This is a genomic window from Achromobacter aegrifaciens (assembly GCF_902859735.1).
In the GTDB taxonomy this organism is placed as follows: domain Bacteria; phylum Pseudomonadota; class Gammaproteobacteria; order Burkholderiales; family Burkholderiaceae_B; genus Achromobacter; species Achromobacter aegrifaciens.
In genome coordinates, this window is the sequence record NZ_CADIJY010000004.1 from 196,727 (window position 1) to 220,116 (window position 23,390).

Sequence of the window (23,390 nt, forward strand, 5' to 3'; positions counted from 1 at the left end):
GCAGCTTAATGGAGAAATGGTGTCAGACTACAATTCTCTCGGCGGATTGCAGCCAGACACCATTTCTCCCACGCGCAAAGGGGACAAACCATGCCCAAATTCGTGACCATCGGATATGGCGATCAAGAGGGCTACGATCGTACGCCCGCGACCATCCGAAACGCAGCGCATGCGCACGACGCAAAATTGCAGAACGACGGTGTACTGATGGGCATCGCAGGCAAGCCAGTGCAAGTGCGCAACCACGAGGCCGCTCGGGTCGAAACAACAAACGGCCCATTCATGAACTCACCCTTACCAGTGGCAGGCTTCGCCATCATCGAAGCCGCCGACATGGCCGAAGCTATAGCGATGGTGTCGCAAACGCCCTGCGCAGTCGCGCACGGAGTCGTTGAGGTTTGGCCGCTGGAACAGCCGTAGCGACACCCCATTCGGACCGCAGGTTTATGCCTTGCGAGAACAAGGGAATAACAGCCCAGCGCCTATCCCCCACCCCGCATTCACAAATGCCGATGGCTGCAAACCATAGCCTGCCCGGTCAGCCCCTCGATCAGCCTGGCCAGCCCCCCGGCGCTACCCTCATCCAGCCATTCCGTCCGAACCATCCGAAACCCCATCGCCAAGCTGTACTGCCAATCCAGCTCCAGTATCCGGTAATCGCGCCCATCCTCCGCGCAATGCCACTGCGCCGCCGGATCCTCGTAAGCCGCCCCAATAAAATCAACATGCGAGTCAAACGGCGGCATGGATTCCAGCAGTTCATCTGACCCCGGCAAGCTAGGCTCGGACAGATTCTCCCCCACCGCCACATGCGGCTCAGGGCCGTCGTAGGCCAGGAGCATCAACGGAAAATTCTTGGGATCTGCATCATAGGAAGCCCGCGTGTCGTCAGTCAGATAGGCACGAGCCGCCGGCCCCAGGCAGTACTGCGGGCTGTTCCAGTCGCTGCTCTCGTTATCCGCATACCGGTCCCCCGGCGTAATACCGTGCTCGGCCAGCAACGCCATGGCTTCTTCCATCGTGTCGTTGTGGCGTATCGGCATATCCGCCGGCAGATACCCCGCCCCCACGTACATGGCGATCACATCTCCCGTGGTGCGCAGGTCTTCTTGATATTGGTACGAACCTTCGTTCAGGCTGGCTAAGTCGAAGCTCAGATTCAACAGAGCGCGATACGGAACACCGCCGCCGCGCGGTTCCATCACATATCCGCCTTCCAGCAGTTTGGTTTCCAGCGCCCGCCAATCAGGCGGCGGCAAATGCATGTCGCGGGGGCACAGAAACTGGTGGTGTTCGGACATGGGCGGGACTCTCTCCGCTGAGGTTGCTAGGGCCGGCGAATTGTAAGCTGGCGCCCCGCGCATTTCCCTAGGCAGAGGAATCAGGCAACGCAAACACTTAATCCACCTTCGCCCCCGACCGCTGCACCAGCGGCACCCATTTAGCGATATCCGCCTGGATAAATGCCGCCAAACCGCTGGGCGGCCCGTCGTGGAAGATCTCATACCCCAAGCCCTGCAGCCGCTGGCGCTGCTCGGCGCTATCCATGACTTTGCGCGCCGCGGCGTTGAGTTTTGCCACAACGTCTGGCGGCGTGCCGGCGGGGGCCATCAGGCCGAGGTCGACGGTGATCACATAGCCCTGCACGCCCTCTTCCATCATGGTCGGCACGTCTGGCAGCAAGGGGGATCGGGCCTCGCCGGTGACCGCCAGGGCGCGCAGCTTGCCTTCCTTGACCAGGCCGGACACGCTGGGCGTGTTGTAGAACGCGAAGGCGACCTCATGCGCCATGACGGCGGCCACGCCTTGCGGGGCGCCACGGTAGGGAATGTGCGCGGCCTGGGTGCCGGTGATCGACAGCAGCAGTTCGGCCGAGAGGTGGTGCGTGGTGCCGTTGCCGCCGGACGAGTACATCAGTTTGCCCGGTTGGGCTTTCAAGGCCGAAACCAGTTCGGGCACGGAGCGGTACGGGCTGTCGGTCGGCACGACCAGCACATTGGAGCCGCCGGCCAGATAGGCGACCGGCACGAAGTCCTTGTTCGGATCGTAGGACAGCTTCGAGAACAGCCCCAGGTTGATGGCCCAGGTATTGTTGGAGCCCAGCACCAGCGTATAGCCGTCGGGCGAGGCCTTGGCCACGTAGCTCATGGCGATCTGGCCGCCGCCGCCGGGCTTGTTTTCGACGACGACCGTCTGCCCCAGTTGCTGGCTAAGACCGGGCTGGATCGAGCGCGCCAGGATATCTGCCGTGCTGCCCGCCGCCAGCGGCACGACCAGCGTGATGGGACGATCCGGAAACGGCGCCGCCTCGGCTGGCGTCACGACAAGCGACGCACAGGTCAGTACAGCCCCCAGTAGAACCCCTTGTAGTGTTTTCATGATGCCTCCGCGCTGGCGCGATCAATGGAAACCATGCGGGCTTGCATGATGCCAAGCAGCGTATCGGAGCAGGCAACCCCGAAAAATAGGCGGGGTGCTATAGCGTCATGCCATCACGGCATGGCGGCGTCGCGGCGCAGGCGTTGGGAGACGGAACGGACCACGGCGACGAACGCCTGGGCGGCCGGAGACAGTGGATAGTTGGCCAGGCGCGCGATGGAGATCGGCCATTCCAGCGCCGGATTGCGCAAGGCGATGCCTTTGATGCCGGCGGGCATCTGCCCGCGCGCGATCTGCGGCAGCATGGCCACGCCCATGCCGGCCTGTATCAGACCGATGGCCGTGGACAGGAGGACGACGCGCTGTTCGACACGCGGATAGATGTTCGCGGCGATCAAGCGGCGGCTGATGTTGAGCCAGGCGGGCGCTTCGGGATTCAGCTGGATGCAGGGCAATTCGGCCAGCACCTTGGCGTCGACCTCGTCCAGCCTGGCCAGGGGGTGATCCATGCGCGCGAAGAGCGCGACGCCGCTGTCCGAAAGCTGTTCCACCATGATGCGGGAGTCGTCGTCCTGCATGACCGCACCCAGGCCGACATCGGCCTCGTGCGAGAGCAGGCGCGTGCGGATCTGCTGCACCATGCAATCGACCACGATCAGGTCCAGTTGGGGGTGGCGCTGGCGGAACTCCATCAGGATGTGCGGCAACAAGGTGGCCGCGCTGACGTGGCCCACGGCGACCATGACTTTGCCGCGCTTCAGGTCGGAGTGTTCGCGGCATTCCTGGATGGAACTGTCGATGGCCAGGATGGCGCGCCGCGCCGCGTCGACCATAGCCTGGCCGTCGCGCGTCAAGGAGACCTCGCGGCCACGCACCACCAGCGGCTGGCCGACTTCGGCCTCCAAGCGGCGGATCAAGTGGCTGACCGAAGGTTGCGACAGGCCCAGGCGTTCGCCGGCGGCCGTGAAGCTGGCCGTTTCACCGATAGCGACCAGCGCGCGCAACTGGCGCAGGGAGACGGATTCGATCGGCTCGGTCATGTAGCGACGTCATGATGGAATAGTTTGCATACTATAGCTATATGGATGTGCGGTCCCTAAGATGGGATTTCCCTAACCCGCCAGGAACCGCAATGCCCCACTCTTCCTACGCCGCCGACCGCATGGGATCGGCCATCGTCGAACCCACCGGCCGCTTCGAAGCGGGCAGCTTCGCGTCGTTCACGCTGACGTACACGGCGGGCTATTTCGGGATCGACGACACCGGATCGCTCAAGATCGTGCACCGCTTCGCCAGCGACATGGGCAAGCCGCAGTTCGATCAGCCGGACGGCTGGAACTACACCACGGTCGAGGCTTCCAACGGCGCCGTGTTGCAGGTCGAGTACGACGGCAAGCGCAACATCCGGCCCTGGGACAAGACGCTATTCATCCGGGTGGTGCGCGGCTACCTGGAGGAAGGCGATCGCATCGTGGTGCGCTTCGGCGATACGCGGCAGGGCTCGCCCGGCATGCGGGTGCAGACGTTCAGCGAGCCTACGTTCGAATTCAAGGTGCTGGTGGACGCCTTCGCCACCTACAACTACACCGAACTCCAGCACTCGCCCACCATCGCCGTGGTGGCCGGGCCGCCGGTCGCCTACAAGGCCATCCTGCCCAGCCAGGCGGTGGCGGGCGAGCCCTTCAGCCTGGGTTTCAAGGGTGAAGACAAATGGGGCAACCCCAGCGATCAGGTAGCAGGCGAGTTCACCCTGCGCAGCAGCCTGCCGCTGCGCGGCCTGCCCGCCACGTTCACTATGCGCGAGGGCGAGTTTGCGGCGCGGCTTGAGGGATTGGTGGCCGAAGCGTCTGGCGAGCTGCGCATCGAGGTGCTGCGCGACGGCCTGCCCGTGGCGCAAAGCACGCCCTGCCGCATCGTCGCGGCTGGCGGCGGCACACGCGGGCACTACTGGGCCGACCTGCACGGGCAGTCCGAGGAAACCATAGGCACCAATTCCGCCGAGGATCTGATCCTGTTCGCGCGCGACCGCGCCTTTCTGGACGTCATGAGCCACCAGGGCAACGACTTCCAGATCACCACGCCGTTCTGGGAACAGTTGAACCAGCTGACCGCGCAATACAACCAGGATGGATCGTTCATCATCTTTCCCGGCTATGAATGGTCGGGCAACACCGGCCTGGGCGGCGACCGCAACGTGCTGTACCTGAAGGAAGGCCGCCCCATCCATCGTTCCTCGCACGCCCTGATCGACGACCTGTCGGACCTGGCGCTGGACGCCAACGATGCCGATGCGCTGTTCGACGCGTTGAAGGACGAGGACGTGGTGGTGTTCGCGCACATAGGCGGGCGCTACGCCGACATTACGCGGTCGCATGACGCGCGGCTGGAGCGCTCCATCGAGATCCACTCCGACTGGGGCACCTTCGAATGGCTGCTGGAGGATGCTTTCCGGCTGGGCTACCGCGTGGGCATCCTGGCCAATAGCGACGGGCACAAGGGCCGACATGGCGCCAGCCATCCTGGCGCATCGTTGTTCGGCGCGTATGGCGGCCTGAGCTGTCTGATTGCCGACCAGCTGACCCGCCAGTCGATCGCCGAATGCCTGCGCCAGCGCCGCCATTACGCCACCACCGGATGCCGCGCCTACCTGGACGTACAAGCGCATTTCGATAGTCCGGCGCAGCGCTATTCCGAGGATCCCAAGCTGGGCGCCCCGGTCACGCGCGAGCCGGTCACGCAGGCCGACATGGGCGCCATCCTGTCGTACGACGGCGACTCGCTGGAGCTGTCCTTCGAGGTCCTGACCCATGGCGCCATCGAGCGCGTGGAAGTCCGCAACCGCATGGACGTAGTGCAGACGCTGTACCCCTACGATGAGGCCGCGCTGGGCAGCCGGATCCGCATCGTCTGGGAAGGATCCGAGTACCGCGGCCGTGGCCGCCAGACGGTCTGGGACGGTAGCGCGACCCTGGAAGGCAACACCTTCGTCGATCCGCTGCCCATCAATTTCTGGAACCTGGACAAGACCCTGGCGCAACCCCGCCCCGACATGCTGAGCTGGCGCTCGCTGACCACCGGCGGCTATAGCGGCATCGACGTGCGGCTGGGCGATCCGCGCGCTGGTGTGTTGAAAATCGACACGCCGGTCGTGCGTACCGAGATCGCCGTCGACCAGATCGGACTGGAACCGGTAGTCTTCGAAAACGGCGGCATCCGTCGCCGGCTACAGGTCTATCGCCTGCCTGACGAGAACCCGGTGCAACGGATGCAGGCCCGGGTGCGCGTGCCGCTGCACACAGGCTCCGACAATGCGGTGTACCTGCGCATCACGACCGAGGACGGCTTCTTCATCTATTCCAGCCCGATCTATGTGGAGCGGACCGGGTCCGGGCCGAAATAAGGCGGCCGGCCGCTAGGCGCCAGCGGCATCGATCAATTCCGCCGACGACTCCCGCAAGCACTCGGCAAACAGCTCCGTGGTGGAAGTCGTCGTATCTTCGCGCCAATACAGAATCGCCTCGCCCAATGGCCCCAGCGGCGGTAGCGGCAGCATCCGCATCGTTCCGCGCTGCACGTAGCGGCGCGCGAGCGACAGCGGCAGGATCGAGACGTATCCCCCGTCGCGCAGCAAGGACAAGTTCAGCGCCAAGGAACTGGACTCGATGGTCGGCCGCAACAGGGTCACGCCATGTTCGGCCAGGATCTCGACCATGGTCGCGAAAGCGGGCGAACCCTGCATGGGCGTGATCCAGCGCACGTCCTGCAGGTCGTCCCAGGTCACGGGGGTATCGGGGCCGCCCAATGGGTGGCGCGTACCCACCACGAACACGAACGGCTCGTGATGCAGTGACTCGTGGCGCATCACCGGAAGATAGCCGGTCACGCGGTTGCGGCCCAAGGCCAGGTCGAGATTGCCTTCGTCCATCATCTTGAGCAGGCGGTCGAGCGTGGCTTCGACGAACGAGAACGAGGCATTCGGCGCGCGCCGCGTGAACAGCTCGACGGCATGCGCGATCAGGGGTTGGGGAATCGTCACCACGGCGCCGAATCTCACGTGGCCCGCCGTGCCGGAGGCCAGCGCCTTGACGTCGCGCCGCGCCAGTTCGATCTGGCGCAGGATCTCACGCCCGCGTTCGACCAGCACGCGCCCTATGCGCGTCAATTCAATGGCGTTGCCCACGCGGCGCACGACCGGCGTGGCCAGCGCCTCCTCGATCTCCGCGATCTGCTTGGAGATGGCAGGCTGCGTGACGTGGAACGCGGCGGCCACCCGAGTCACCTGGCGCAGCTCGCCCAGCGCCACCAGGATGCGCAGATGCCCTAGCTTCAGGCCGCTGCGGAAAAAGCGTTCTATCGAATTGTCGGACGGCGTGCTGGCGGACATGTCGTGAATGGAAAGACGGGGATATCGGTCGCCATCAGGTAACGGCGCAAGCCGCCAATCATAACCAAATGGTAATGCCGAATGCGCAAAGTGTGATTTGCCGCCGAATGCGAGCTGCCCGTACCCTTCGAACGGACAGCACTGTAGCGCAGGCCTTTCGTGAAGCATCGACGATCAACCGGGAACAATGATTGATCCTACGTCAATGCCGCATCGCATAACCGAACTCGCAGGCTGCCGAATAACTCGATGTGCCCCATGGCACACACCCACGGAGACAACACTCATGAGCACGTCCCTATCCGGCGGCGCGCCGGCCTATGCCGGCGCCCAGGCCGCGCAGAACCCTGCGCAGCTAGACGCGCTGTACCGCAAGCTGGCCTGGCGCATCATGCCGTTCCTGTTCCTGTCGTTCATCGTCGCCTACATCGACCGTGTGAATGTGAGCTTCGCCAAGCTGCAAATGCTGGCCGACCTGTCGATGTCGGAAACGGTCTACGGCTTGGGGGCCGGCATTTTCTTTCTGGGCTACTTCCTCTTCGAGGTGCCCAGCAATCTGATCCTGCATCGCGTGGGCGCGCGCATCTGGATCGCGCGCATCATGGTCACGTGGTCCATCATTTCCTGTCTGACGATGTACGCGCAGGGACCGCTGTCGTTCTATCTGCTGCGTTTCCTGCTGGGGGTGGCGGAAGCCGGCTTTTTCCCGGGCATCGTGCTGTACCTGTCGACCTGGTTCCCGTCCAGCCGCCGCTCGCAGATCATCGCGCTGTTCATGGTGGCCATTCCGGTGTCGGGCGCCATCGGCGGTCCGCTGTCCGGCTGGATCATGGAGCGGTTTGGCGGCATGCATGGCCTGGCCGGCTGGCAGTGGCTGTTCCTGGTCGAAGGCCTGGGGTCGCTGCTGGTCGGTATTGCCGCCTTCTTCATGCTGCAGGACCGGATCGAGACGGTGAAGTGGCTGAACGCGGACGAGAAGCGCCTGCTGGCGCAGGATCTGGCGGCCGACGACAGCACCCGCGCCCGCCATAGCGTGCGGCAGGTGTTCGGCGACCGTAAAGTGTGGCTGCTCGGCCTGCTCTATTTCTGCATCGCCATGGGCAACTACGGCCTGGTGTTCTGGCTGCCGACGATGATACGGGCCGCGGGCGTGGCCAATCTGGGCAATATCGGCCTGCTGTCGGCAGTGCCGTCGCTGGTCAGCGCGGTGGCGATGATACTCATCGCGCGCCATGCGGACCGCACGAACGAACGCCGCATCCACGTTGCCGTGTGCTGTGTGCTGGGCGCCGTCGGCATGCTGGTATCGGTGCTGCTTGCCGAACACCTGTGGTGGTCGATGGCCGCCCTCATCGTCGCCGCCATCGGCATCAATTCGATCGCGCCCGTCTTCTGGGGCATTCCCACGGCGATGATGAGCGGCGCGGGCGCCGCGGCGGCCATCGCGCTGATCAACTCGGTCGGCAACCTGGCCGGCTTCGTCAGCCCCTATGTCATCGGCTTTCTCAAGGACGCCACGGGGCAGCTGCTGCCCGGCATGATCCTGCTAGCCTGCGCGCTGGTCGGCGGGGCCTTCATCGCCATGTCGCTGCGCACGAAGCGGGGGCAGGCATGAGCGTGCCCGTCTGTCTGGTAACCGGCGCGGCCAGCGGCATCGGGGCCGCCACGGCCCTGCGTTTCGCGCGTGAAGGCTGGGCCGTGGCCATCAACAATTTCGACGACGGCACGCGGGCGGCGGCCGAGGCGGTGGCCGCGCAGTGCAGCGAGGCCGGCGCGCAGGCCATCGTCGTGGATGCCGACGTGGGCGACGACGCTGCCTGCCGCGGCATGGTCGATGCCGTCGCGGCGCGGTGGGGACGGCTGGACGCGGTCGTGAACAGCGCGGGCACGACCCGCGTGATTCCGCATGGCGACCTGGAAGCGGTCGACGCCAGCGAATTCGAACGCGTCTATCGCGTGAACCTCATCGGCATGTTCCAGATGACGCGCGCCGCGGCTCCCCTGTTGCGCGAGCGTCCGGCAGGCGCGGCGTCGGGCTGCGTGATCAATATTTCTTCGCTGGCGTCCTTGAATGGCACGGGATCGTCCATCGCCTATGCGGCCTCGAAGGGCGCGGTCAATTCGCTGACGCTGTCGCTCGCGCGCAATCTCGCCCCGCAGGTCCGTGTGAATGCCATTGCCCCGGGCATGGTCGACGACGGCCTGCTGCGGCGCGTGCTGGGCGACGAGGCCTACGCCCGCGTGATCGACGGCATGCGCGAGAACGCGCCGCTCAAGCGGGTGTCGCAGCCTTCGGAAGTCGCGGACCTGGCCTGGTTCATCGCCGCCCGCGCGCCGGCGATGACCGGCCAGGTGCTGGCCATCGAAAACGGCTTGATGCTCAACACTTGAGTCTCCGCCAATACTAGGAACATCATCCATGAAAGATCTGCACAAACACCGCTCCCGCACGGTCACCGAGGGTGTGACGCGCGCCCCGCACCGCGCCTTCCTGCGCGCCACGGGCCTGGACGACGAGGCCATCGACAAGCCGTTCGTCGCCATCGTCGACACATTCGGCGAGAACACGCCCTGTTCCATGTCGCTGAACCAGATCTCGGACAACGTCCGTCTCGGGATCGCGGCGGGCGGCGGCGTGCCGATACGCGGCTCGGCGATCTCGGTCTCCGACGGCACGTCGATGAATCACTCGGGTATGCGGTTCTCGCTGGTTTCGCGCGAGACCATCGCCGACAGCGTCGAGTTGTTCGTGCGCGCCCACTGTTACGACGCGCTGGTCGGCGTGGCCGGTTGCGACAAGACCCTGCCCGGCATCCTGATGGGCATGGTGCGCGTGAACGTCCCCGGCGTGTTCCTGTTCGGCGGAGCGATGTTGCCGGGCGTAGCCCCGGACGGCTCGCAGGCCACGATCCTGACGGCCATCGAGGCCGTGGGCGCGGCGCAGCGCGGCGATATGTCGGCCGAGACGCTGCGCGGCATAGAAAAGCGCTGCACGCCGACCGCCGGTTCCTGTCCGGGACAGTTCACGGCCAACACCATGGCGATGGTCGCTGAGGTGCTGGGGCTGGCTCCGCTGGGCTCGGCGATGGTGCCGGCCGTCTACAGCGAACGCATCGCGATTGCCCGCCGCGCCGGTGAGAACGTCATGCGCGCACTGCGCAATGGCGGGCCGCTGCCGCGCGACCTGGTGACGCGCAAGAGCCTGGAGAACGCCTGCGCGGCCGTCGCCGCCACCGGCGGGTCGACCAATGCCATGCTGCACATCCCGGCCATCGCCCACGAAGCAGGCATCACCTTCACGCTCGACGACGTGTCGGAAGTGCTGGCGCGCACGCCGCTCATCGGCGACATGCAGCCGGGCGGACGCTATCTGGCCGTGGACCTGCATCATGTCGGCGGCGTGCCGGCGGTGCTCAACGCCCTGCTCGCGGGCGGCCATATACACGGCGACACGCTCACGCAAAGCGGCGAAACGCTGGAAACGGCGCTGCGCGCCTTCCCCGGTCCCGATGGCCGCGTGGTCAAGCCGCATGACGAACCGCTCTCGCCCAACGCCGGGCTGGTGGTCCTGCGCGGCAATCTGGCCCCGGACGGCGCCGCGCTGAAGACCGCCGGCCTCAAGCAGCTGGTGTTCTCGGGCACGGCGCGGGTATTCGAGACGGAAGAAGACTGCATGGCCGTGGTTGCCGCCGGTACCTATCGGGAAGGCGACGTCCTCGTCATACGCAACGAAGGGCCCAAGGGCGGCCCGGGCATGCGTGAAATGCTGAGCGTGACCGCCGCGATCTACGGGCAAGGCATGGGTGAAAAGGTCGCGCTGCTGACCGATGGCCGCTTCTCGGGCGCCACGCGCGGCATGTGCATCGGCTATGTCGGCCCCGAAGCGGCGGCGGGCGGCCCGATACGCCTGCTGCGCGACGGCGACCGCATACACATCGATGCAATCAAAGGGACCCTGGACGTCGAACTCTCCGACGAGGAACTCGCGCAACGGGCGAAGGCCAGCCAACCGTTCGCGCGCGGCAGGCTGGGCGGCGTGCTTGAGAAGTATGAAGCGCTGGTGCGTCCGGCAAAGCTGGGCGCAGTGACCCATTCCGGGGCCGTGACGTGGCCCTATGAAGCTTCCCTCGGGGAAACGCCGGCCCAGCGAGGCCAAGAATGACGAAGACGCCACGCATCGGCTTTTGCGGCATCGGCCGCATGGGCGAACCCATGACTCAGCGGCTATTGGCCGCTGGTCACGAGGTCGCCGTCTGGAACCGCTCCAGCGCGAAGCTCGACTCCCTTGCCGCTGCCGGGGCCGTGGCAAAGGCCACGCCGCAGGCGCTGGGCGAGAGCGTGGACATCGCCCTGCTTTGCCTGGGCGACGGCAAAGCCGTGGAGGACGTGGTGTTCGGCGCGCACGGGCTGGCGCAAGCCGCCACGCCGCCCGCTTGTCTCATCGACCATTCGACCTTGTCGCCCGCGCTCACGCGTGCCTTGGCTAGGCGCTGGGCGACGGCGACCGGCGGCGTGTGGATCGATGCGCCTGTCTCGGGCGGCACGGAAGGCGCGGCGAACGGCAAGCTGGCCATCATGGCGGGTGGACCGGCGGACACGATCGAAGCCGTTACGCCCGTGATGCGCGCCTACGCCGCGCGCGTCACGCGCATGGGCGAGGTCGGCGCGGGCCAGACCACCAAGCTCGCCAATCAGGCCATCGTCGCGACCACCCTCGCCGGCCTGGCCGAAGCCTTTGTGCTGGCCAAGCGCAGCGGCATCGATACGGCGGTCCTGCCGTCGGCCCTGCAAGGCGGTTGGGCCGACTCCGTGCTGCTGCAAACGTTGTGGCCGCGCATGGTGACCTCGCCCGAGCAAGCCACCGGCACGGTGCGCGTACTGCTCAAGGATCTGGACGCGATCGCCGAACTGGCCGAAGCGAGCGCCACGGTCCAACGCGTGCTGCCGGAAGTGCGGCGCCTGCTGCAGGATGCCGCGCAGCGCGGCATGGGAGATTGGGATCTATCTCAAGTTTTCCGGATCGGTGAAGCGGAGAGCCAGGCCGGCGCGTAACGGACTGCGCGATGGGGAGCGCCTGGCGCCCCCCCCCTCCTCCGTCAACCCAACGGCAACTCCAGCACCTGCTTCGTCGTCATGATGTCGCCGAAGGTGTCATCGATGCTCGCCAGCGCGGCGCGATGCAGCATCGCATGCGGCAAGGCCGACTGTTCCCCCGCACCCGTATCCAGGTCGCGCGTGGCGCAGGCATCGGCCGCCACGATCACCTGATAACCCAGCGGCACCGCGTCGCGGGCCGCGCCTGCGACGCAGGCGTGGGTCATCAGGCCAGTGATCAACAGCGTACGCACGCCAGCCGCCTTCAGGCGCTGGTCGATGTCGGTGCTGGGAAACACGCTGACAGTGGACTTGCGCAGCACCGTATGGCCCGCCGCGGGACTCAGGTCGGGGTGGAATTCGATGCCCGTGCTGCCGTCGGCGAAGACCGGGCTGCCGGCGGGCGTGGCGTGCTGGATGTGGAAGACCGGGATGCCATGCTGATCGGCGTGGGCAACGAGCTGCGCGGCGTTGCGCAGGGCCGCCGGGCCTTCAGGAATGGGCAGCCTGCCGCTGAAGTATTCATTCTGGAAGTCGATCACCAGCAAGGCGGTGCTGGCCGGGTCGATGGACTGCGGGGCGGTGGCGCCGGCGATGGCGCGAATGGTCGGGTGGTTCATCGTAGGTCCTTGATCTGTAGGCGTTTAGTGTGCCGTTCACGCACGAGGGCGAACGGCATCAAGGATGCGCCATCGGGCATTAACCCGAAAGTGGCCCGAATACCAATTAGTGATAGGATCGGGCCAAATCCGCATTCCTGCCTCTTGTGCCATGCATACCATCGCCGTCGTCGCCTTCGCGGGCATCAGTTCCTTCCACCTGTCCGTGCCTTGCATGGTGTTCGGCGACGATCTGGCCCGGCTGGGCGTGCCGCGCTATCGCCTGCTGGTTTGCGGCGAAGCTGTCGGACCCGTCGCGACCATGTCGGGTTTCGATATCCATGTGCCGCACGACTATTCAGCCCTGGCCGAGGCCGACACGGTGATCGTGCCCGCCTGGCGCGATCCGGACGAGCGCCCGCCTGAAACCATGCTGCAGGCCCTGCGCGAGGCGCATGCGCGCGGCGCGCGGGTCATCGGCTTGTGCCTGGGCGCCTTTGTGCTGGCGGAGGCCGGCCTGCTGGACGGCCGCCCGGCTTCGACGCACTGGGTCTGGAGCGACGACTTCGCCCGCAAGTACCCGCAGATCCGTCTCGACCGCAAGGCCCTGTACGTGGACGACGGCGACATCCTGACCTCGGCCGGCACCGCGGCCGCCATCGATTGCTGCCTGCACCTGCTGCGCTGCGACCATGGCGCAGAACTCGCTAACCGGGTGGCCCGCCGCATGGTGATGGCGCCGCACCGCGATGGCGGGCAGGCGCAGTACATCGAACGGCCGCTGACGCGGGAGGACGGCGGCGACCCGATAAGCGTCGCGATGGAATGGGCCATCGAGCATTTGCAGGAGCCGCTGGGGCTGGACCGCCTGGCCGACCACGCCGGACTGAGCCGCCGCAATTTCACCCGGCGCTTCAAGCTGAAGACGGGCACGACGGTGACGCAATGGGTGCTGAACCACAGGCTGGCCGCGGCGCAACGCCTGCTGGAGACGGGCGGGCTGTCGGTGGACCGGGTGGCCGAGGCTACGGGATTCGGGTCGACGGTGTCGCTGCGGCAGCATTTCACGGCGGCGTTTTCGGTGTCGCCTGCCGCTTATCGGAAGCAGTTCCGGCAGCGGTGATGGCGTTTTGTATCGACGAACCAAGGCTCGGATGCTGGCCAGGTTTGATCGATGCGCGCGGGGCAACAAATAATTCAAACAGAGTTCGTCTTTTCAAGCTGGCGCTCGCCAACTAAGCATAGTCAAAAACAAGATTTAGCCTCCCTTCTCCCCACGCTATATTTTTTTCATCAGCCGCGCCTCGCACAGAGAGCCGGATCAAACCGCCCATGGCCATCAATCGTCGCGGCGCTTATTAATCATCCAGCGGCATCACACTGGAAAGCGATGAAGAGAAGAATGTCCAATGAGACACAGGGAGTCTTTTTCTTGCGGGCGATGCGTGCGCTGCGCGGCGGCGCACACGCCCTTGCAGGACGCCTCAGCCTGCCGCTCATCATTATCGCGGCTTGGCAATCGGCTTCCGTCACAGGCCTGATTTCGCCCACCCTCTTGCCCTCCCCGCTCCATGTCGCCGAGACGGTGGCGTACCTGATCGACAGCGGAGAACTCTGGCGCCACGTCAGCGCCAGCGGCCTGCGAGTGATACAGGGCTTCGTCGCGGCTGCCGCGCTGGCGCTGACATTGGGAATCTCCATGGGAATCTTCAACCGCCTGGAGCGATTCGTGGATTTCCTGATTCAAATACTCAAGCCGGTTCCCCCTATCGCCTGGATTCCGCTGTCGGTCCTCTGGTTTGGCATTGACGAAGGCGCCAAGATTTTCATCATCGTGCTCGGCAGCTTTTTCCCGATTCTGACGACTACCGTGGACGCCATCCGCCAGACGGACCGGCGCTACGTGGAGCTGGCCCGGACGCTGGAGCTGCCCCGCCATCTGTTCATCCGCAAGATCATGCTCCCGGGCGCTGCGCCGCAGATCATGAGCGGTCTGCGCGTAGGCCTGGCCATGGCCTGGATGTGCGTTGTAGCCGCCGAGCTGATAGCAGCGCCGAGCGGCGTAGGCTTTCTGATCATGGACGGCCGGGCGATGTCCCAGGCAGATTTGGTGCTGGCAGGCATGCTGACCCTGGGTGTGCTTGGGAAGATCACTGACGACGTTCTACGGGCTGTGGAACAACCGCTGGTCCTCTGGCGTCCTCAGTTCAAGGGGATGACACGCACATGAATGCCCTATCGCAAGCGCAGCAGCGGGCAGGCAACGCCATGCAGGCCCTGAATGTGAGCAAGCAATACCTGGGACCCCATGGCCAGCATGTGGCTGCGCTGGTGAACATAGATCTCGTTTTTCCCGAAGGCAGCATTACCTGTGTAGTGGGGACCAGCGGTTGCGGCAAGAGCACCTTGCTCAGAATCCTGGCGGGGCTGGATGGCGATCATGGCGGCAGCGTCACGCTAGGCGCACAGACTTTCTCCGGGCCATCGCTCCAACGCGGCGTGGTGTTCCAGGACCATCGCCTGCTGCCCTGGATGACGATTGCGGAAAATGTGGCACTGGGCCTGCACCGCGAGACCGCCCAGAGACGCCGGGAGATCGTGGACCAGAAGCTGGAGTTGGTTGGGCTATTGGCGTTTCGCGACACCTATCCTGCACAGCTTTCGGGCGGCATGGCCCAACGTGTAGCCATTGCACGTGCGCTGGCGCATGAGCCGCGCGTGCTGCTGCTGGACGAGCCGTTCGGCGCGCTGGACACCATCACCCGGCTGCAGATGCAGGATGAGTTGCTCCGAATCCGCGAGAAGGAACGGGTGACGACCGTGCTCATCACCCATGACATCGAGGAAGCGGTCTATCTGGGCGATCGGATTGCCGTCCTGTCGAGCAGGCCGGGCACGGTACGGGCCGTGGTCGATGTCGAGTTGCCTCACCCGCGCAAGAGGACAAGCGCCAGCTTCGCGGCCTTGCGCCAGTCGCTTTACGAGCAATTTCTACAACATGCCTCCGGAGCGCCGCCAAGCAATGTGCCAGAGCGTGGCGATACGGCTTACACCCCGATAACAGGTGGCACCCATGCATGAACGATTCCGGAACCTCATGACAGCGGCGGTCTTCGGCGCAGCCCTCCTCTGCTCCATGGCGGCCCATGGCGCCGATACGCTGCGCCTGGGCGTCATGCCCTTCGTGCCGTATTCGGCAAGCCTGCTGGCCCGGCAATACGGCTGGGTGGAAGAGGAGCTGAAAAAGGCCGGCCACAACGACGTCAAAGTCATCTGGACGCAATTTTCCGGCGGCCCGCCGATCAATGAAGCGTTTGCCTCCGGCAACCTGGACATCGCAGCGCTCGGTGACACTGCCGCATTGATCGGCCGCGCTTCCGGAATCGACGATCGCATTATCGGTCTGTCATACAAGGGGGAAGAAACGTTGGCGCTGATGGTGCGCAAGGATGCGCCATTCCTGAGCGTGGCAGAGCTCAAGGGTAAGAAGGTGGCGACGTTGCGCGGGGGAAACGTGCATGAACTGCTGGCGCTTATCCTGGCCGAATCCGGCCTGAAACTGTCGGACGTGCAGTTTCTCAACCTGTCTCTGCAGGACATGAACACGGGGCTGCTCAATAGCGATATTGACGCCGCGCTGGTGTGGGACCCCGTCTTCACCCAGTTGGAGACCGAAGGCCAGGCACGCACGCTGCGCGATGGCCGGGGCCTCAAGAGCAATCTGATTCCCATCATCGCCTCCGCATCGCTCATCCAGCAGAAGCCCGAGTATGTCCAGGCCTACCTGCGCGGTATCGCCCGCGGCGCCGACGCGCTGAAACGCCGGCCCCATGAAACGGCCGCCGAGCTGGCTCCTGTTTTCGGATTGAGCCCGGCGCAGACCTTGACTGCATTCAGCCGTTCCACCTGGGTCCCGCGTCTGGACGCGCAAGCGTTGGCCGAACTGAGACGTTCGGTCGAGTTCCTGTTGGGCAATCGAATGATCCGCAAGCCCCTGGATCTGGACAAGTTTGTCGATCCTGCAGACGCCGCGACCACAGACCTCACGGGATATTTGGGATCCGCCCGTGATCCCTCCTACCCGATCCCGGCGGGAGTGCCCCATGCCTGAATCAAACAAAGGCGTAGCGCCCCAAAACACGGATGATCAACCCCGGCCCTTGCCGGCGCGGCTGGTGCTTCGGCCTGCGGCGCGCCCTGATTTCCAAGCCGTTCGCGACATCGTGCTCGAAGCTGAAGCGTTGGGCGCAAGCGCGGCGCTGATCACAGGCGGACGCGGCGCGCTGGAACCTTTGACCGTCGTAGGCGCGCTGGCGCCGCTGACCGCACGCATAGGCCTGCTCGCCGAAGTCGACGCTGCCGAAACCCATCCCTATACCGCTGCCCGCCGACTGGCGGCGCTCGATCACATCAGTGGCGGCAGGACCGGCTGGTCGCTGACTGGCGCTCGCGAACCTGGCCGCATTCGGGACTACGTCGATGCGGTGCATGCGCTCTGGGATAGTTGGGATGACGATGCCCATCGATTCGACAAGCGCAGCGGCGTCTACATCGATACGGATCGGATCGCGGCAGCGGACCACGCAGGGCCGTTCTATCGCGTGGCAGGCCCGCTCGATATTCCTCGACCGCCGCAGGGCCGCCTGCCCAGGGTGGGCGATGACAGCACTGCGGATGTCTCTTTCAGTGAGTGGATTGACGTCGTGGCAGATCCGACCGCATGGCGCAAGCTGCGCGCCCGGTTCGAACCGGGCGTCGCGGATACCGCCGGACGGCCGCCTCGGACGCTGCGGCGCGAGTTAGGCCTATCGGACATTCCCCCGCAGTACTCCAACCGTCTTGCCGCCGCCCCAAATCCATGACCGCTCAAGATCGATCGTTGATTCTGCTCGTGAACGCCTTTGTCGCGGGCCACCACGAGGGGGCTTGGCGGCTGCCCCAAGCTCAACCAGAACGCCTGCGTGACATCCGCTATCACCAGGAGATCGCCCGCCTCGCCGAGACTGGGGGCTTTCATGCCATGTTCGTCGCGGATTTCTTCGTGTTCAATCCGGGCGCGCGCCATAGCCCGCGCTGGGAACTGGATCCGCTGACGCTCCTGTCGGGTGTCGCGCAGGCGACCGAACGGCTGGGCTTGATCGCAACAGGATCGGCCACGCTGAGCACGCCGGAAGAAATTGCGCGCACCTTTTCCACGTTGGATCATGTCAGCGCCGGACGCGCCCTCTGGAACATCGTGACCAATGGCGATCCCGCGGCAGCCGCCAATTTTGGACAGAACAAGCCCGTACCGCATCAGCAGCGCTACCAGATCGGCGCGCAGGCTGTTCAAGACGTGCTGCAGCTTTGGCGCAAAGGACAAGACGTGCCAGCGCCAGTCCAGTCGCATCCGGTTCTGGTGCAGGCCGGGTCCTCATCGGATGGCCGCGACTTCGCCTCGCGCTATGCCGAACTGGTATTCACCGCGCAAAACACCATCGGGGAGGCACATGCGTTTCGTCACGACTTGCTGACACGCGCCGCGGCGCATGGACGCAAGCCTGATGCTGTGAAGCTCATACCCGGCATCAGCCCCGCCATCGGCAGCACGGTTGAAGAGGCGCGCCGCAAAAAGCGCGACCTTGACGAGTTGATCGTGCCGGAAGCTTCGCTGGCGTGGCTGGCTGGCTTTGGAATCGATCTGGGAGCCCACGACCTGGACGGTCCCCTGCCGCCGATATTGGGCGACATCGATAGATTCGAAGGGATAAAAAGCCGCTTTGGGGTGATCGCTTCGGTAATCGAACGCCACCGCCCGACGACCATCCGTGCGTTGCTCCAGTTACTTGCGGGCAGTCGCGGCCATGCCAACCTGACCGGCACGCCGGACAGCATCGCGGACCTGATTGCCGAGTGGTTCCAACAGGGCGCGGCCGATGGCTTCATGCTGATGCCGCATGCTTTCCCGAGCGAGTTCCAGTTGTTCGTGGACGAAGTCGTGCCCATGCTACGCCGACGCGGCTTGCTGCGGGATGGAGAGCGGCAAGCGGGCTTGCGTGAACGCCTGGGGTTGCCGGTGGAAGGGCTGGGCGAGCGAATCTAGGAAATATCTGCGCAATGCCCCCCAGATGAGGGTCTGAAAAGGCATTCGTCTGCCGCAGTAGGCCAAGGGCCTATGAAATGGGACAAAAGCGGCGCTATCGCCCGCAATCGACGAGCATCTGCCCCCCCCAACTCCAGAGGCACAAAGAAAATCCCGCCATATCAGTACATTTACATCCGCTCCTGCCGTAAATCTAGCTAAGTCTGGTTTATTGAAAACAGGAGTTTGATGTGGCAGAAAAAGGCTTGATCCGTGGACTTGTGATCGGCGTACCCTCATTGGTGGTTTTGGGAGCCGCTTCCCTCTCCATGCTGGGGTACGGTGCAGCCAGTGCCATTGAAAGCCGCTTTGGCGTGCCTACGGAATTGACGTATGACACGCCACTAGATCTTCTGCATCTCTCCAGTCACGCGTTTTCCGGCTGGATAGAAATTGCGGACGAGATACACACCCTCGAAAACTTCAAACTGTTGGCCATCGTCATGGCGGCCATAGGCCTCGCAATCACTCTGGTTTTCATTGGCTCGCACACGCCGAAAGTGCGCGAACCCGTGATAAAGGCCGGAAGCAGCATCGCGCTCATGCTCTCCAAAATTCCTGGCTGGCAGTTCATTCAAAGAGGCCGGAGATGGCTGCGCAAGGAAATAATCAGCTTCATTCCACTAGCCGCACTCAGCATTGCACCTTGGCTACTTATTTTCGCCATGAAGACCGTGCTGATTCTATTTGCCCTCCTTCCCTATTTGGGATACGTGGGGGCAATGAAACAGCTCCAAACCTGGATAGTTTCCGCTGAGCATTGCACCCCAATCGGCAGCAGAAATGAGAGATTGATTCTCTCCGACCTTCCAAAGACATCTGCCCAGCAAGAGAACAAAAGCAAGGCCACTCCATGCCTCGCTCTCTGGAGAAACGGTTCCATGATTGCAGAAGGCCGACATGTCGCGTCAACCGGAAGCACCATCATCCTTTTTGATCCGGTAAGCGGCAATGTGACGATAGAGCCGACCGAGGGAAGCTCCTTGCGTTTACACGGCCTTTCCGCAATGACGCTGAAAGAGTTGATTGAAACTCCCAACACCGACAACTAAGGCGGAAAATGGCTCGATTATTTGATAGAAAACATCTATAGCCTTGAAATAATCATAGCAAAATATATAAAATTACTTGCCTATAGCAAACAATAATATGCCTTAAGCAAGTAATTGGAACTCCCCCATGACAGAGCAATCGCTCTACGACCGCGCCGAAGCGGTCCGGCATTTCAACCGTTTCTACACCCGCCAGATCGGCGTCCTGCATGAGCACCTGCTGGCCAGCGAGTTCTCGCTGACCGAAGTCCGCATTCTTTATGAACTGGCCCACAGGCCGGCGCTCAGCACGTCGGACCTGTGCCGGGAACTGAACCTGGACGCCGGGTATGTCAGCCGCGTGATCTCGGGCTTCGAAAAGAAAGGCTTGATCGCCAAGACGCGCTCGGCCGCGGATGCCCGCGTCGGCCTGCTGGAACTGACAGAGGCCGGCCGGGCGGCGTTTGCTCCGCTCAATGAAGCGTCCCGCAACGAGATCATCGCCATCCTCAAACAGCTATCGGAGCCGGCGCAAGCGCAGCTGGTCAATGCCATGAACGAAATCCAGAACCTGCTCGGCGACAAAGCCGCCCTGCCCTATGTGCTGCGCGATCCGCGCCCGGGCGACATGGGGCTGGTGGTGGCAAACCAGGCCACGGTCTATGCGCAAGAATTCGGTTGGAACTCGGAGTACGAGGCGCTCGTGGCCGAGATCGTGGCGAAGTTCATCCGGGAGTTCGACCGCGAGCGAGAGCGCTGCTGGATCGCGGAGAAGGACGGAAAGATGGTGGGCTCGGTCTTCGTGGTGCGGCAGGACGAAACCACGGCGAAGCTACGCCTGCTGTACGTGGACGGCTCCGCGCGCGGGCTGGGCATAGGCCATCGGCTGGTCGACGAGTGCCTGCGTTTTGCGCGGCAGGCGGGCTACAAGCGCATGGTGTTGTGGACCAATAGCGTGCTGACGGACGCGCGCCGGATCTATGAAAAGGCCGGCTTCGAACTGGTCGAGGAAGAACAGCACCACAGCTTCGGCAAGGATCTGGTGGGACAGTATTGGGCGCGGGATCTGTAGGCCACGCGATGCATCCCTGCGGCCAGATCAAATCCGTTTCCACGGACAGGCTCGACTCCGATGAGTGAACGCGCCCAGGCCATATGCGCCGCCGCCGTCACAGGCGCGCTTGTGGGGGCCGCGATGGTGTCCACCCGCGCGGTGTCGAGCGACGTGTCGCCCGAGACGCTGGCTTTCCTGCGTTATGCCATCGGGGCGCTCGTGCTTGCCGCGCCCATGCTGCGGCGATGGTCTGTACGGTTCACGGCCAAGGATTTCTGCGCGGTGGCGGGCCTGGGCATACTGCAATTCGCGATGCTGATATTGCTGTTGAACTACGCGCTGGCCCGGCTGCCGGCCGCCACTTGCGCGCTGGTGTTTTCCACGCTGCCGCTGGTAACGCTGTGCCTGGCGATTGCCACGGGACGCGAGCAGTTCAGCTGGCCGCGGCTGATCGGCGCGGTCGTGGCGGTCTCGGGGATTGCGCTATTGCTGCAACCCTCTGCCGCCGCGGTGGGCAGCGCCGCAGATGGTTGGGCATGGGCCGCCTTGTTGGGCGCGACCTTCATCGGCGCGGCTTGCAGTCTTTTATATCGTCCGTACCTGCGTCGCTATCCATCCATGTATGTCAGCGTGGTGGCGATGCTGGTGTCGGTCTTGTTCCTGGCGGGCGTCTGCCTGGCGCGAAGCGCGCCATTGCTGCCCAGCCTGTCCGGCTTTCAATGGGCGAACGTGGTGTTCATCGGGCTTTCCAGCGCAGTGGGCTATTTTTGCCTGCTGTGGGCGCTGAGCCGCCTGGAGGCAAGCCGGGTAATGTCGTTTCAGGCGCTGGCGCCGATCACGGCAGTATTGATCGAGCTGCTGAGCGGCTCGTATCCGCTGACCTGGCGCCTGACGGGGGCTTTTGTTCTGGTGTTATCGGGCGTCTGGTTCGGCACGCATGAACGGCGCGCGAGCGCCGCTTGACTCTGCCTCTGGAGCATCAAACCGTTCAGGTTTCTGGATTGATCCGGGCGCGCGTCTTCTCGTCCAGGATGCTGCGCACCAGCGCAAACAAAGGATCCGCGTCGGTGTGCTTCTGGCCGTAGGTCAGATTGAACCCATAGTCGAAATCCGGCGGATTCAAACCCTGCGTGTGCTGCAGGATGGTTTCCAGCTTGTCCAGGGCCTTGACGGCTTTGGCTTCCGGCGTGGCGGCATCCTCATATTCCTGCCAAAGCGCCAGGATTCCTGCGCGCTGTTGCTCATCCAGGGAGCGGGTCAGGTGCAGCAGGTCGGCTTTCTCCTGTTTGGCCTTGTCCGGATGATGGTGTTTCTCGATGGCGGGCACGTCGCCATGGATGGCCTCGCCCAGATCGTGCAGCACACACAGCTTCAGAACCTTGAGCATGTCCAGGCCGCCCAACTCGTCTTCGAAGGCCATGGCCATCAGGCATAGGCGCCAGCTGTGTTCAGCCGTGCTTTCGGGGCGGCCGGTGGACGTGAATCCGCTACGCAGCACGCTCTTGAGTTTTTCGGCTTCCTGCAGAAAGGCCAGCCGGCCTTTGATGTTCTCGATATTCATTTCAATTCCAACCCAATGCGGCGCGGCCATGGGCCGCGCCCGCCATCACAAGGTCGGCTGCGGAATGGGGATATCCTTCGATATCAGGTCGCCGTCTTGAATCCTTGTGTCGCACCCGGAGCTAAGGCCCCACTTGGTGACCGTGCCGTCATCAATCCTGAACTTCTCCGTGCATCGGTAGATGGTGTTGTTGATGATGCCACGGACGTATTCGTACGAAATGATCTTGCCGCCGTTGGACAAGGTATAGCTGTTGGTGGGCGGCCCCCATTTGGAAACCAGCTTTTCTTCGCTTTCGCCAACCCACGATTGCATCATGTCAGCCCTGGTTTCCTGGCGTTCATTGTTGATCATATTGCCTAGCGGGGAACCCGCGCACCCGGCAAGCAGTTGAGCCACAAGAACCGTCAAGATTAGCTTCTTCATTTATTTTTTCCCCTGGGATCGGCCTGACATGGCCGTGGATTGCAAAGACAGCAGCCCGCAGTGCGGCCTAGCGGCAAGATTCCTTCGGCAGATCGAACCCGACCTTGACGCTGGTCGCGATCACGTTCTTGAAAGCTGCATCGGCGGCGCTGTTGTAGCGGGCGTCGCAATTGAATTTGTTATTGAGCAGGTAATCCTTGCCCTCCGCCTTTTCCATCTGCGTGGCCCATTTCTCGGCTGCATCCAGCGCTTGGTCTCCGGCCTGTACAAAGCCCAGCATGATTTCCATGCCACCGGCTGCGCGAGGCGCGGTCCAGCTTGCGTACACCCAGGGATCGGCGGCGTTGCCGCAGTCGGTCAGGCAATCTGCCGTATACGTCAGGTCAGAGCCAAAGGCGGCCGGGGTAATTTTCTGCCCAGGCTTGGGCGCATATTCGCCGATGAAGCTGGCGAGGTCGGGCTTGCAGGTTTCGGAAGGCTCCAGGCTCAGCGCCGATACCTTGCCCGACTTGATCGTCGCGGTGACCAGGCAGCCCTGCACTTCGAACACGCGATCGTCACCATAGGATTCCTGCGGCGCGCCGGCTATCGTTTCGAAATGCGCCTGGCTCTTGCCCAGCATTTTTCCATTGAAGACTTCCTGCACGGTGGCGGCCTGCGCAATATTGCCGCCGGCCATCAGCAGCCCCATGGCCAAAACTCTGAAATACATACTGGATCAGGCTCCGTCGAATATGGGTT

General features: G+C 63.8%; 23 protein-coding genes. 15 read left to right on the forward strand and 8 right to left on the reverse strand.

Annotation, left to right across the window (positions count from 1 at the left end):
* The first annotated feature begins 90 nt into the window (after positions 1-90).
* Positions 91-420, forward strand: coding sequence for a YciI family protein (locus HV766_RS13945; protein ID WP_175181349.1), 330 nt, complete (start codon positions 91-93; stop codon positions 418-420).
* 80 nt (positions 421-500) lie between these two features.
* Here HV766_RS13945 and HV766_RS13950 read toward each other — a convergent pair whose 3' ends face one another.
* The 3 genes from HV766_RS13950 to HV766_RS13960 form a co-directional block, all read right to left on the reverse strand.
* A complete protein-coding gene (locus HV766_RS13950; RefSeq protein ID WP_175181350.1) occupies positions 501-1,301 on the reverse strand; it encodes a hypothetical protein in 801 nt (266 codons plus the stop codon).
* A gap of 97 nt (positions 1,302-1,398) precedes the next feature.
* Entirely contained in the window at positions 1,399-2,379 is a 981-nt protein-coding gene (locus tag HV766_RS13955; RefSeq protein ID WP_175181351.1) for a Bug family tripartite tricarboxylate transporter substrate binding protein, read from the reverse strand.
* A gap of 113 nt (positions 2,380-2,492) precedes the next feature.
* Positions 2,493-3,419 (reverse strand): LysR family transcriptional regulator, encoded by a 927-nt coding sequence (locus HV766_RS13960; RefSeq protein ID WP_119451312.1) that lies wholly within the window; start codon positions 3,417-3,419, stop codon positions 2,493-2,495.
* A 92-nt stretch (positions 3,420-3,511) separates the two neighbouring features.
* Between HV766_RS13960 and HV766_RS13965 the strand changes: the two genes are divergently transcribed.
* On the forward strand, positions 3,512-5,779 hold the full coding sequence (locus HV766_RS13965; protein WP_175181352.1) for a PHP domain-containing protein: 2,268 nt from the start codon (positions 3,512-3,514) through the stop codon (positions 5,777-5,779).
* A 12-nt stretch (positions 5,780-5,791) separates the two neighbouring features.
* Here HV766_RS13965 and HV766_RS13970 read toward each other — a convergent pair whose 3' ends face one another.
* Positions 5,792-6,763 carry a LysR family transcriptional regulator gene (locus HV766_RS13970; RefSeq protein WP_175181353.1) on the reverse strand — a complete coding sequence of 324 codons (972 nt, stop codon included), beginning with the start codon at positions 6,761-6,763 and terminating at the stop codon, positions 5,792-5,794.
* A gap of 286 nt (positions 6,764-7,049) precedes the next feature.
* Here HV766_RS13970 and HV766_RS13975 point away from each other — a divergent pair, with 286 nt between their 5' ends.
* Genes HV766_RS13975 through HV766_RS13990 form a run of 4 tightly spaced genes read left to right on the forward strand, consistent with a single transcriptional unit; the run spans position 7,050 to position 11,815 of the window.
* Complete coding sequence (locus HV766_RS13975; RefSeq protein ID WP_175181354.1) at positions 7,050-8,378, forward strand: MFS transporter; 1,329 nt, start codon at positions 7,050-7,052, stop codon at positions 8,376-8,378.
* Positions 8,375-9,154, forward strand: coding sequence for an SDR family NAD(P)-dependent oxidoreductase (locus HV766_RS13980; protein ID WP_175181355.1), 780 nt, complete (start codon positions 8,375-8,377; stop codon positions 9,152-9,154). The genes HV766_RS13975 and HV766_RS13980 overlap by 4 nt, the downstream gene beginning before the upstream one ends.
* Positions 9,155-9,182: 28 nt before the next feature.
* Positions 9,183-10,925: a dihydroxy-acid dehydratase gene (gene ilvD, locus HV766_RS13985; protein ID WP_175181356.1), complete on the forward strand. Its 1,743-nt coding sequence runs from the start codon at positions 9,183-9,185 to the stop codon at positions 10,923-10,925.
* Positions 10,922-11,815: an NAD(P)-dependent oxidoreductase gene (locus HV766_RS13990; RefSeq protein ID WP_175181357.1), complete on the forward strand. Its 894-nt coding sequence runs from the start codon at positions 10,922-10,924 to the stop codon at positions 11,813-11,815. The genes ilvD and HV766_RS13990 overlap by 4 nt, the downstream gene beginning before the upstream one ends.
* 44 nt (positions 11,816-11,859) lie before the next feature.
* Here HV766_RS13990 and HV766_RS13995 read toward each other — a convergent pair whose 3' ends face one another.
* Entirely contained in the window at positions 11,860-12,477 is a 618-nt protein-coding gene (locus HV766_RS13995) for a cysteine hydrolase family protein (RefSeq protein WP_175181358.1), read from the reverse strand.
* Between the two features lie 151 nt (positions 12,478-12,628).
* Here HV766_RS13995 and HV766_RS14000 point away from each other — a divergent pair, with 151 nt between their 5' ends.
* From HV766_RS14000 to HV766_RS14040, 9 genes are all read left to right on the forward strand, one after another.
* Positions 12,629-13,579: a GlxA family transcriptional regulator gene (locus tag HV766_RS14000; RefSeq protein WP_054456291.1), complete on the forward strand. Its 951-nt coding sequence runs from the start codon at positions 12,629-12,631 to the stop codon at positions 13,577-13,579.
* A 279-nt stretch (positions 13,580-13,858) separates the two neighbouring features.
* Positions 13,859-14,686 carry an ABC transporter permease gene (locus tag HV766_RS14005; RefSeq protein ID WP_254593316.1) on the forward strand — a complete coding sequence of 276 codons (828 nt, stop codon included), beginning with the start codon at positions 13,859-13,861 and terminating at the stop codon, positions 14,684-14,686.
* On the forward strand, positions 14,683-15,537 hold the full coding sequence (locus HV766_RS14010; protein WP_254593317.1) for an ABC transporter ATP-binding protein: 855 nt from the start codon (positions 14,683-14,685) through the stop codon (positions 15,535-15,537). The genes HV766_RS14005 and HV766_RS14010 overlap by 4 nt, the downstream gene beginning before the upstream one ends.
* Entirely contained in the window at positions 15,530-16,567 is a 1,038-nt protein-coding gene (locus HV766_RS14015; RefSeq protein WP_175181360.1) for an aliphatic sulfonate ABC transporter substrate-binding protein, read from the forward strand. Before HV766_RS14010 ends, HV766_RS14015 begins: the two co-directional genes overlap by 8 nt.
* Positions 16,560-17,318: an LLM class flavin-dependent oxidoreductase gene (locus HV766_RS14020; protein WP_175181361.1), complete on the forward strand. Its 759-nt coding sequence runs from the start codon at positions 16,560-16,562 to the stop codon at positions 17,316-17,318. Before HV766_RS14015 ends, HV766_RS14020 begins: the two co-directional genes overlap by 8 nt.
* Positions 17,315-18,538, forward strand: coding sequence for an LLM class flavin-dependent oxidoreductase (locus HV766_RS14025; RefSeq protein ID WP_175181362.1), 1,224 nt, complete (start codon positions 17,315-17,317; stop codon positions 18,536-18,538). Before HV766_RS14020 ends, HV766_RS14025 begins: the two co-directional genes overlap by 4 nt.
* Positions 18,539-18,768: 230 nt before the next feature.
* Positions 18,769-19,629, forward strand: coding sequence for a hypothetical protein (locus HV766_RS14030; protein ID WP_175162310.1), 861 nt, complete (start codon positions 18,769-18,771; stop codon positions 19,627-19,629).
* A gap of 127 nt (positions 19,630-19,756) precedes the next feature.
* Complete coding sequence (locus HV766_RS14035) at positions 19,757-20,680, forward strand: bifunctional helix-turn-helix transcriptional regulator/GNAT family N-acetyltransferase (RefSeq protein ID WP_175181363.1); 924 nt, start codon at positions 19,757-19,759, stop codon at positions 20,678-20,680.
* 60 nt (positions 20,681-20,740) lie between these two features.
* Positions 20,741-21,625, forward strand: coding sequence for a DMT family transporter (locus HV766_RS14040; protein ID WP_125472350.1), 885 nt, complete (start codon positions 20,741-20,743; stop codon positions 21,623-21,625).
* A 25-nt stretch (positions 21,626-21,650) separates the two neighbouring features.
* On the opposite strand, the gene HV766_RS14045 is transcribed toward HV766_RS14040, so the two are convergent.
* The 3 genes from HV766_RS14045 to HV766_RS14055 form a co-directional block, all read right to left on the reverse strand.
* The gene (locus HV766_RS14045; protein ID WP_175181364.1) at positions 21,651-22,223 is read right to left on the reverse strand and encodes an HD domain-containing protein; all 573 of its coding nucleotides are present in this window, start codon (positions 22,221-22,223) and stop codon (positions 21,651-21,653) included.
* A gap of 45 nt (positions 22,224-22,268) precedes the next feature.
* Positions 22,269-22,649, reverse strand: coding sequence for a hypothetical protein (locus tag HV766_RS14050; protein WP_119451295.1), 381 nt, complete (start codon positions 22,647-22,649; stop codon positions 22,269-22,271).
* Positions 22,650-22,716: 67 nt separating this feature from the next.
* Complete coding sequence (locus HV766_RS14055) at positions 22,717-23,361, reverse strand: hypothetical protein (RefSeq protein ID WP_175181365.1); 645 nt, start codon at positions 23,359-23,361, stop codon at positions 22,717-22,719.
* Positions 23,362-23,390 lie beyond the last annotated feature (29 nt).

Excerpts from the sequence above, each read along its gene's own strand:
- HV766_RS13955 (WP_175181351.1), bottom strand. The coding sequence starts at position 2,379 with ATGAAAACACTACAAGGGGTTCTACTGGGGGCTGTACTGACCTGTGCG.
- HV766_RS14040 (WP_125472350.1), top strand. The coding sequence starts at position 20,741 with ATGAGTGAACGCGCCCAGGCCATATGCGCCGCCGCCGTCACAGGCGCG.
- HV766_RS13995 (WP_175181358.1), bottom strand. The coding sequence starts at position 12,477 with ATGAACCACCCGACCATTCGCGCCATCGCCGGCGCCACCGCCCCGCAG.
- HV766_RS13945 (WP_175181349.1), top strand. The coding sequence starts at position 91 with ATGCCCAAATTCGTGACCATCGGATATGGCGATCAAGAGGGCTACGAT.
- HV766_RS14045 (WP_175181364.1), bottom strand. The coding sequence starts at position 22,223 with ATGAATATCGAGAACATCAAAGGCCGGCTGGCCTTTCTGCAGGAAGCC.
- HV766_RS13950 (WP_175181350.1), bottom strand. The coding sequence starts at position 1,301 with ATGTCCGAACACCACCAGTTTCTGTGCCCCCGCGACATGCATTTGCCG.
- HV766_RS13990 (WP_175181357.1), top strand. The coding sequence starts at position 10,922 with ATGACGAAGACGCCACGCATCGGCTTTTGCGGCATCGGCCGCATGGGC.
- HV766_RS14015 (WP_175181360.1), top strand. The coding sequence starts at position 15,530 with ATGCATGAACGATTCCGGAACCTCATGACAGCGGCGGTCTTCGGCGCA.
- HV766_RS14010 (WP_254593317.1), top strand. The coding sequence starts at position 14,683 with ATGAATGCCCTATCGCAAGCGCAGCAGCGGGCAGGCAACGCCATGCAG.
- HV766_RS13970 (WP_175181353.1), bottom strand. The coding sequence starts at position 6,763 with ATGTCCGCCAGCACGCCGTCCGACAATTCGATAGAACGCTTTTTCCGC.
- HV766_RS13960 (WP_119451312.1), bottom strand. The coding sequence starts at position 3,419 with ATGACCGAGCCGATCGAATCCGTCTCCCTGCGCCAGTTGCGCGCGCTG.
- HV766_RS14005 (WP_254593316.1), top strand. The coding sequence starts at position 13,859 with ATGTCCAATGAGACACAGGGAGTCTTTTTCTTGCGGGCGATGCGTGCG.
- HV766_RS14055 (WP_175181365.1), bottom strand. The coding sequence starts at position 23,361 with ATGTATTTCAGAGTTTTGGCCATGGGGCTGCTGATGGCCGGCGGCAAT.
- HV766_RS13975 (WP_175181354.1), top strand. The coding sequence starts at position 7,050 with ATGAGCACGTCCCTATCCGGCGGCGCGCCGGCCTATGCCGGCGCCCAG.
- HV766_RS14050 (WP_119451295.1), bottom strand. The coding sequence starts at position 22,649 with ATGAAGAAGCTAATCTTGACGGTTCTTGTGGCTCAACTGCTTGCCGGG.
- HV766_RS14000 (WP_054456291.1), top strand. The coding sequence starts at position 12,629 with ATGCATACCATCGCCGTCGTCGCCTTCGCGGGCATCAGTTCCTTCCAC.
- HV766_RS13980 (WP_175181355.1), top strand. The coding sequence starts at position 8,375 with ATGAGCGTGCCCGTCTGTCTGGTAACCGGCGCGGCCAGCGGCATCGGG.
- HV766_RS14035 (WP_175181363.1), top strand. The coding sequence starts at position 19,757 with ATGACAGAGCAATCGCTCTACGACCGCGCCGAAGCGGTCCGGCATTTC.
- HV766_RS14025 (WP_175181362.1), top strand. The coding sequence starts at position 17,315 with ATGACCGCTCAAGATCGATCGTTGATTCTGCTCGTGAACGCCTTTGTC.
- HV766_RS14020 (WP_175181361.1), top strand. The coding sequence starts at position 16,560 with ATGCCTGAATCAAACAAAGGCGTAGCGCCCCAAAACACGGATGATCAA.
- HV766_RS13965 (WP_175181352.1), top strand. The coding sequence starts at position 3,512 with ATGCCCCACTCTTCCTACGCCGCCGACCGCATGGGATCGGCCATCGTC.
- ilvD (WP_175181356.1), top strand. The coding sequence starts at position 9,183 with ATGAAAGATCTGCACAAACACCGCTCCCGCACGGTCACCGAGGGTGTG.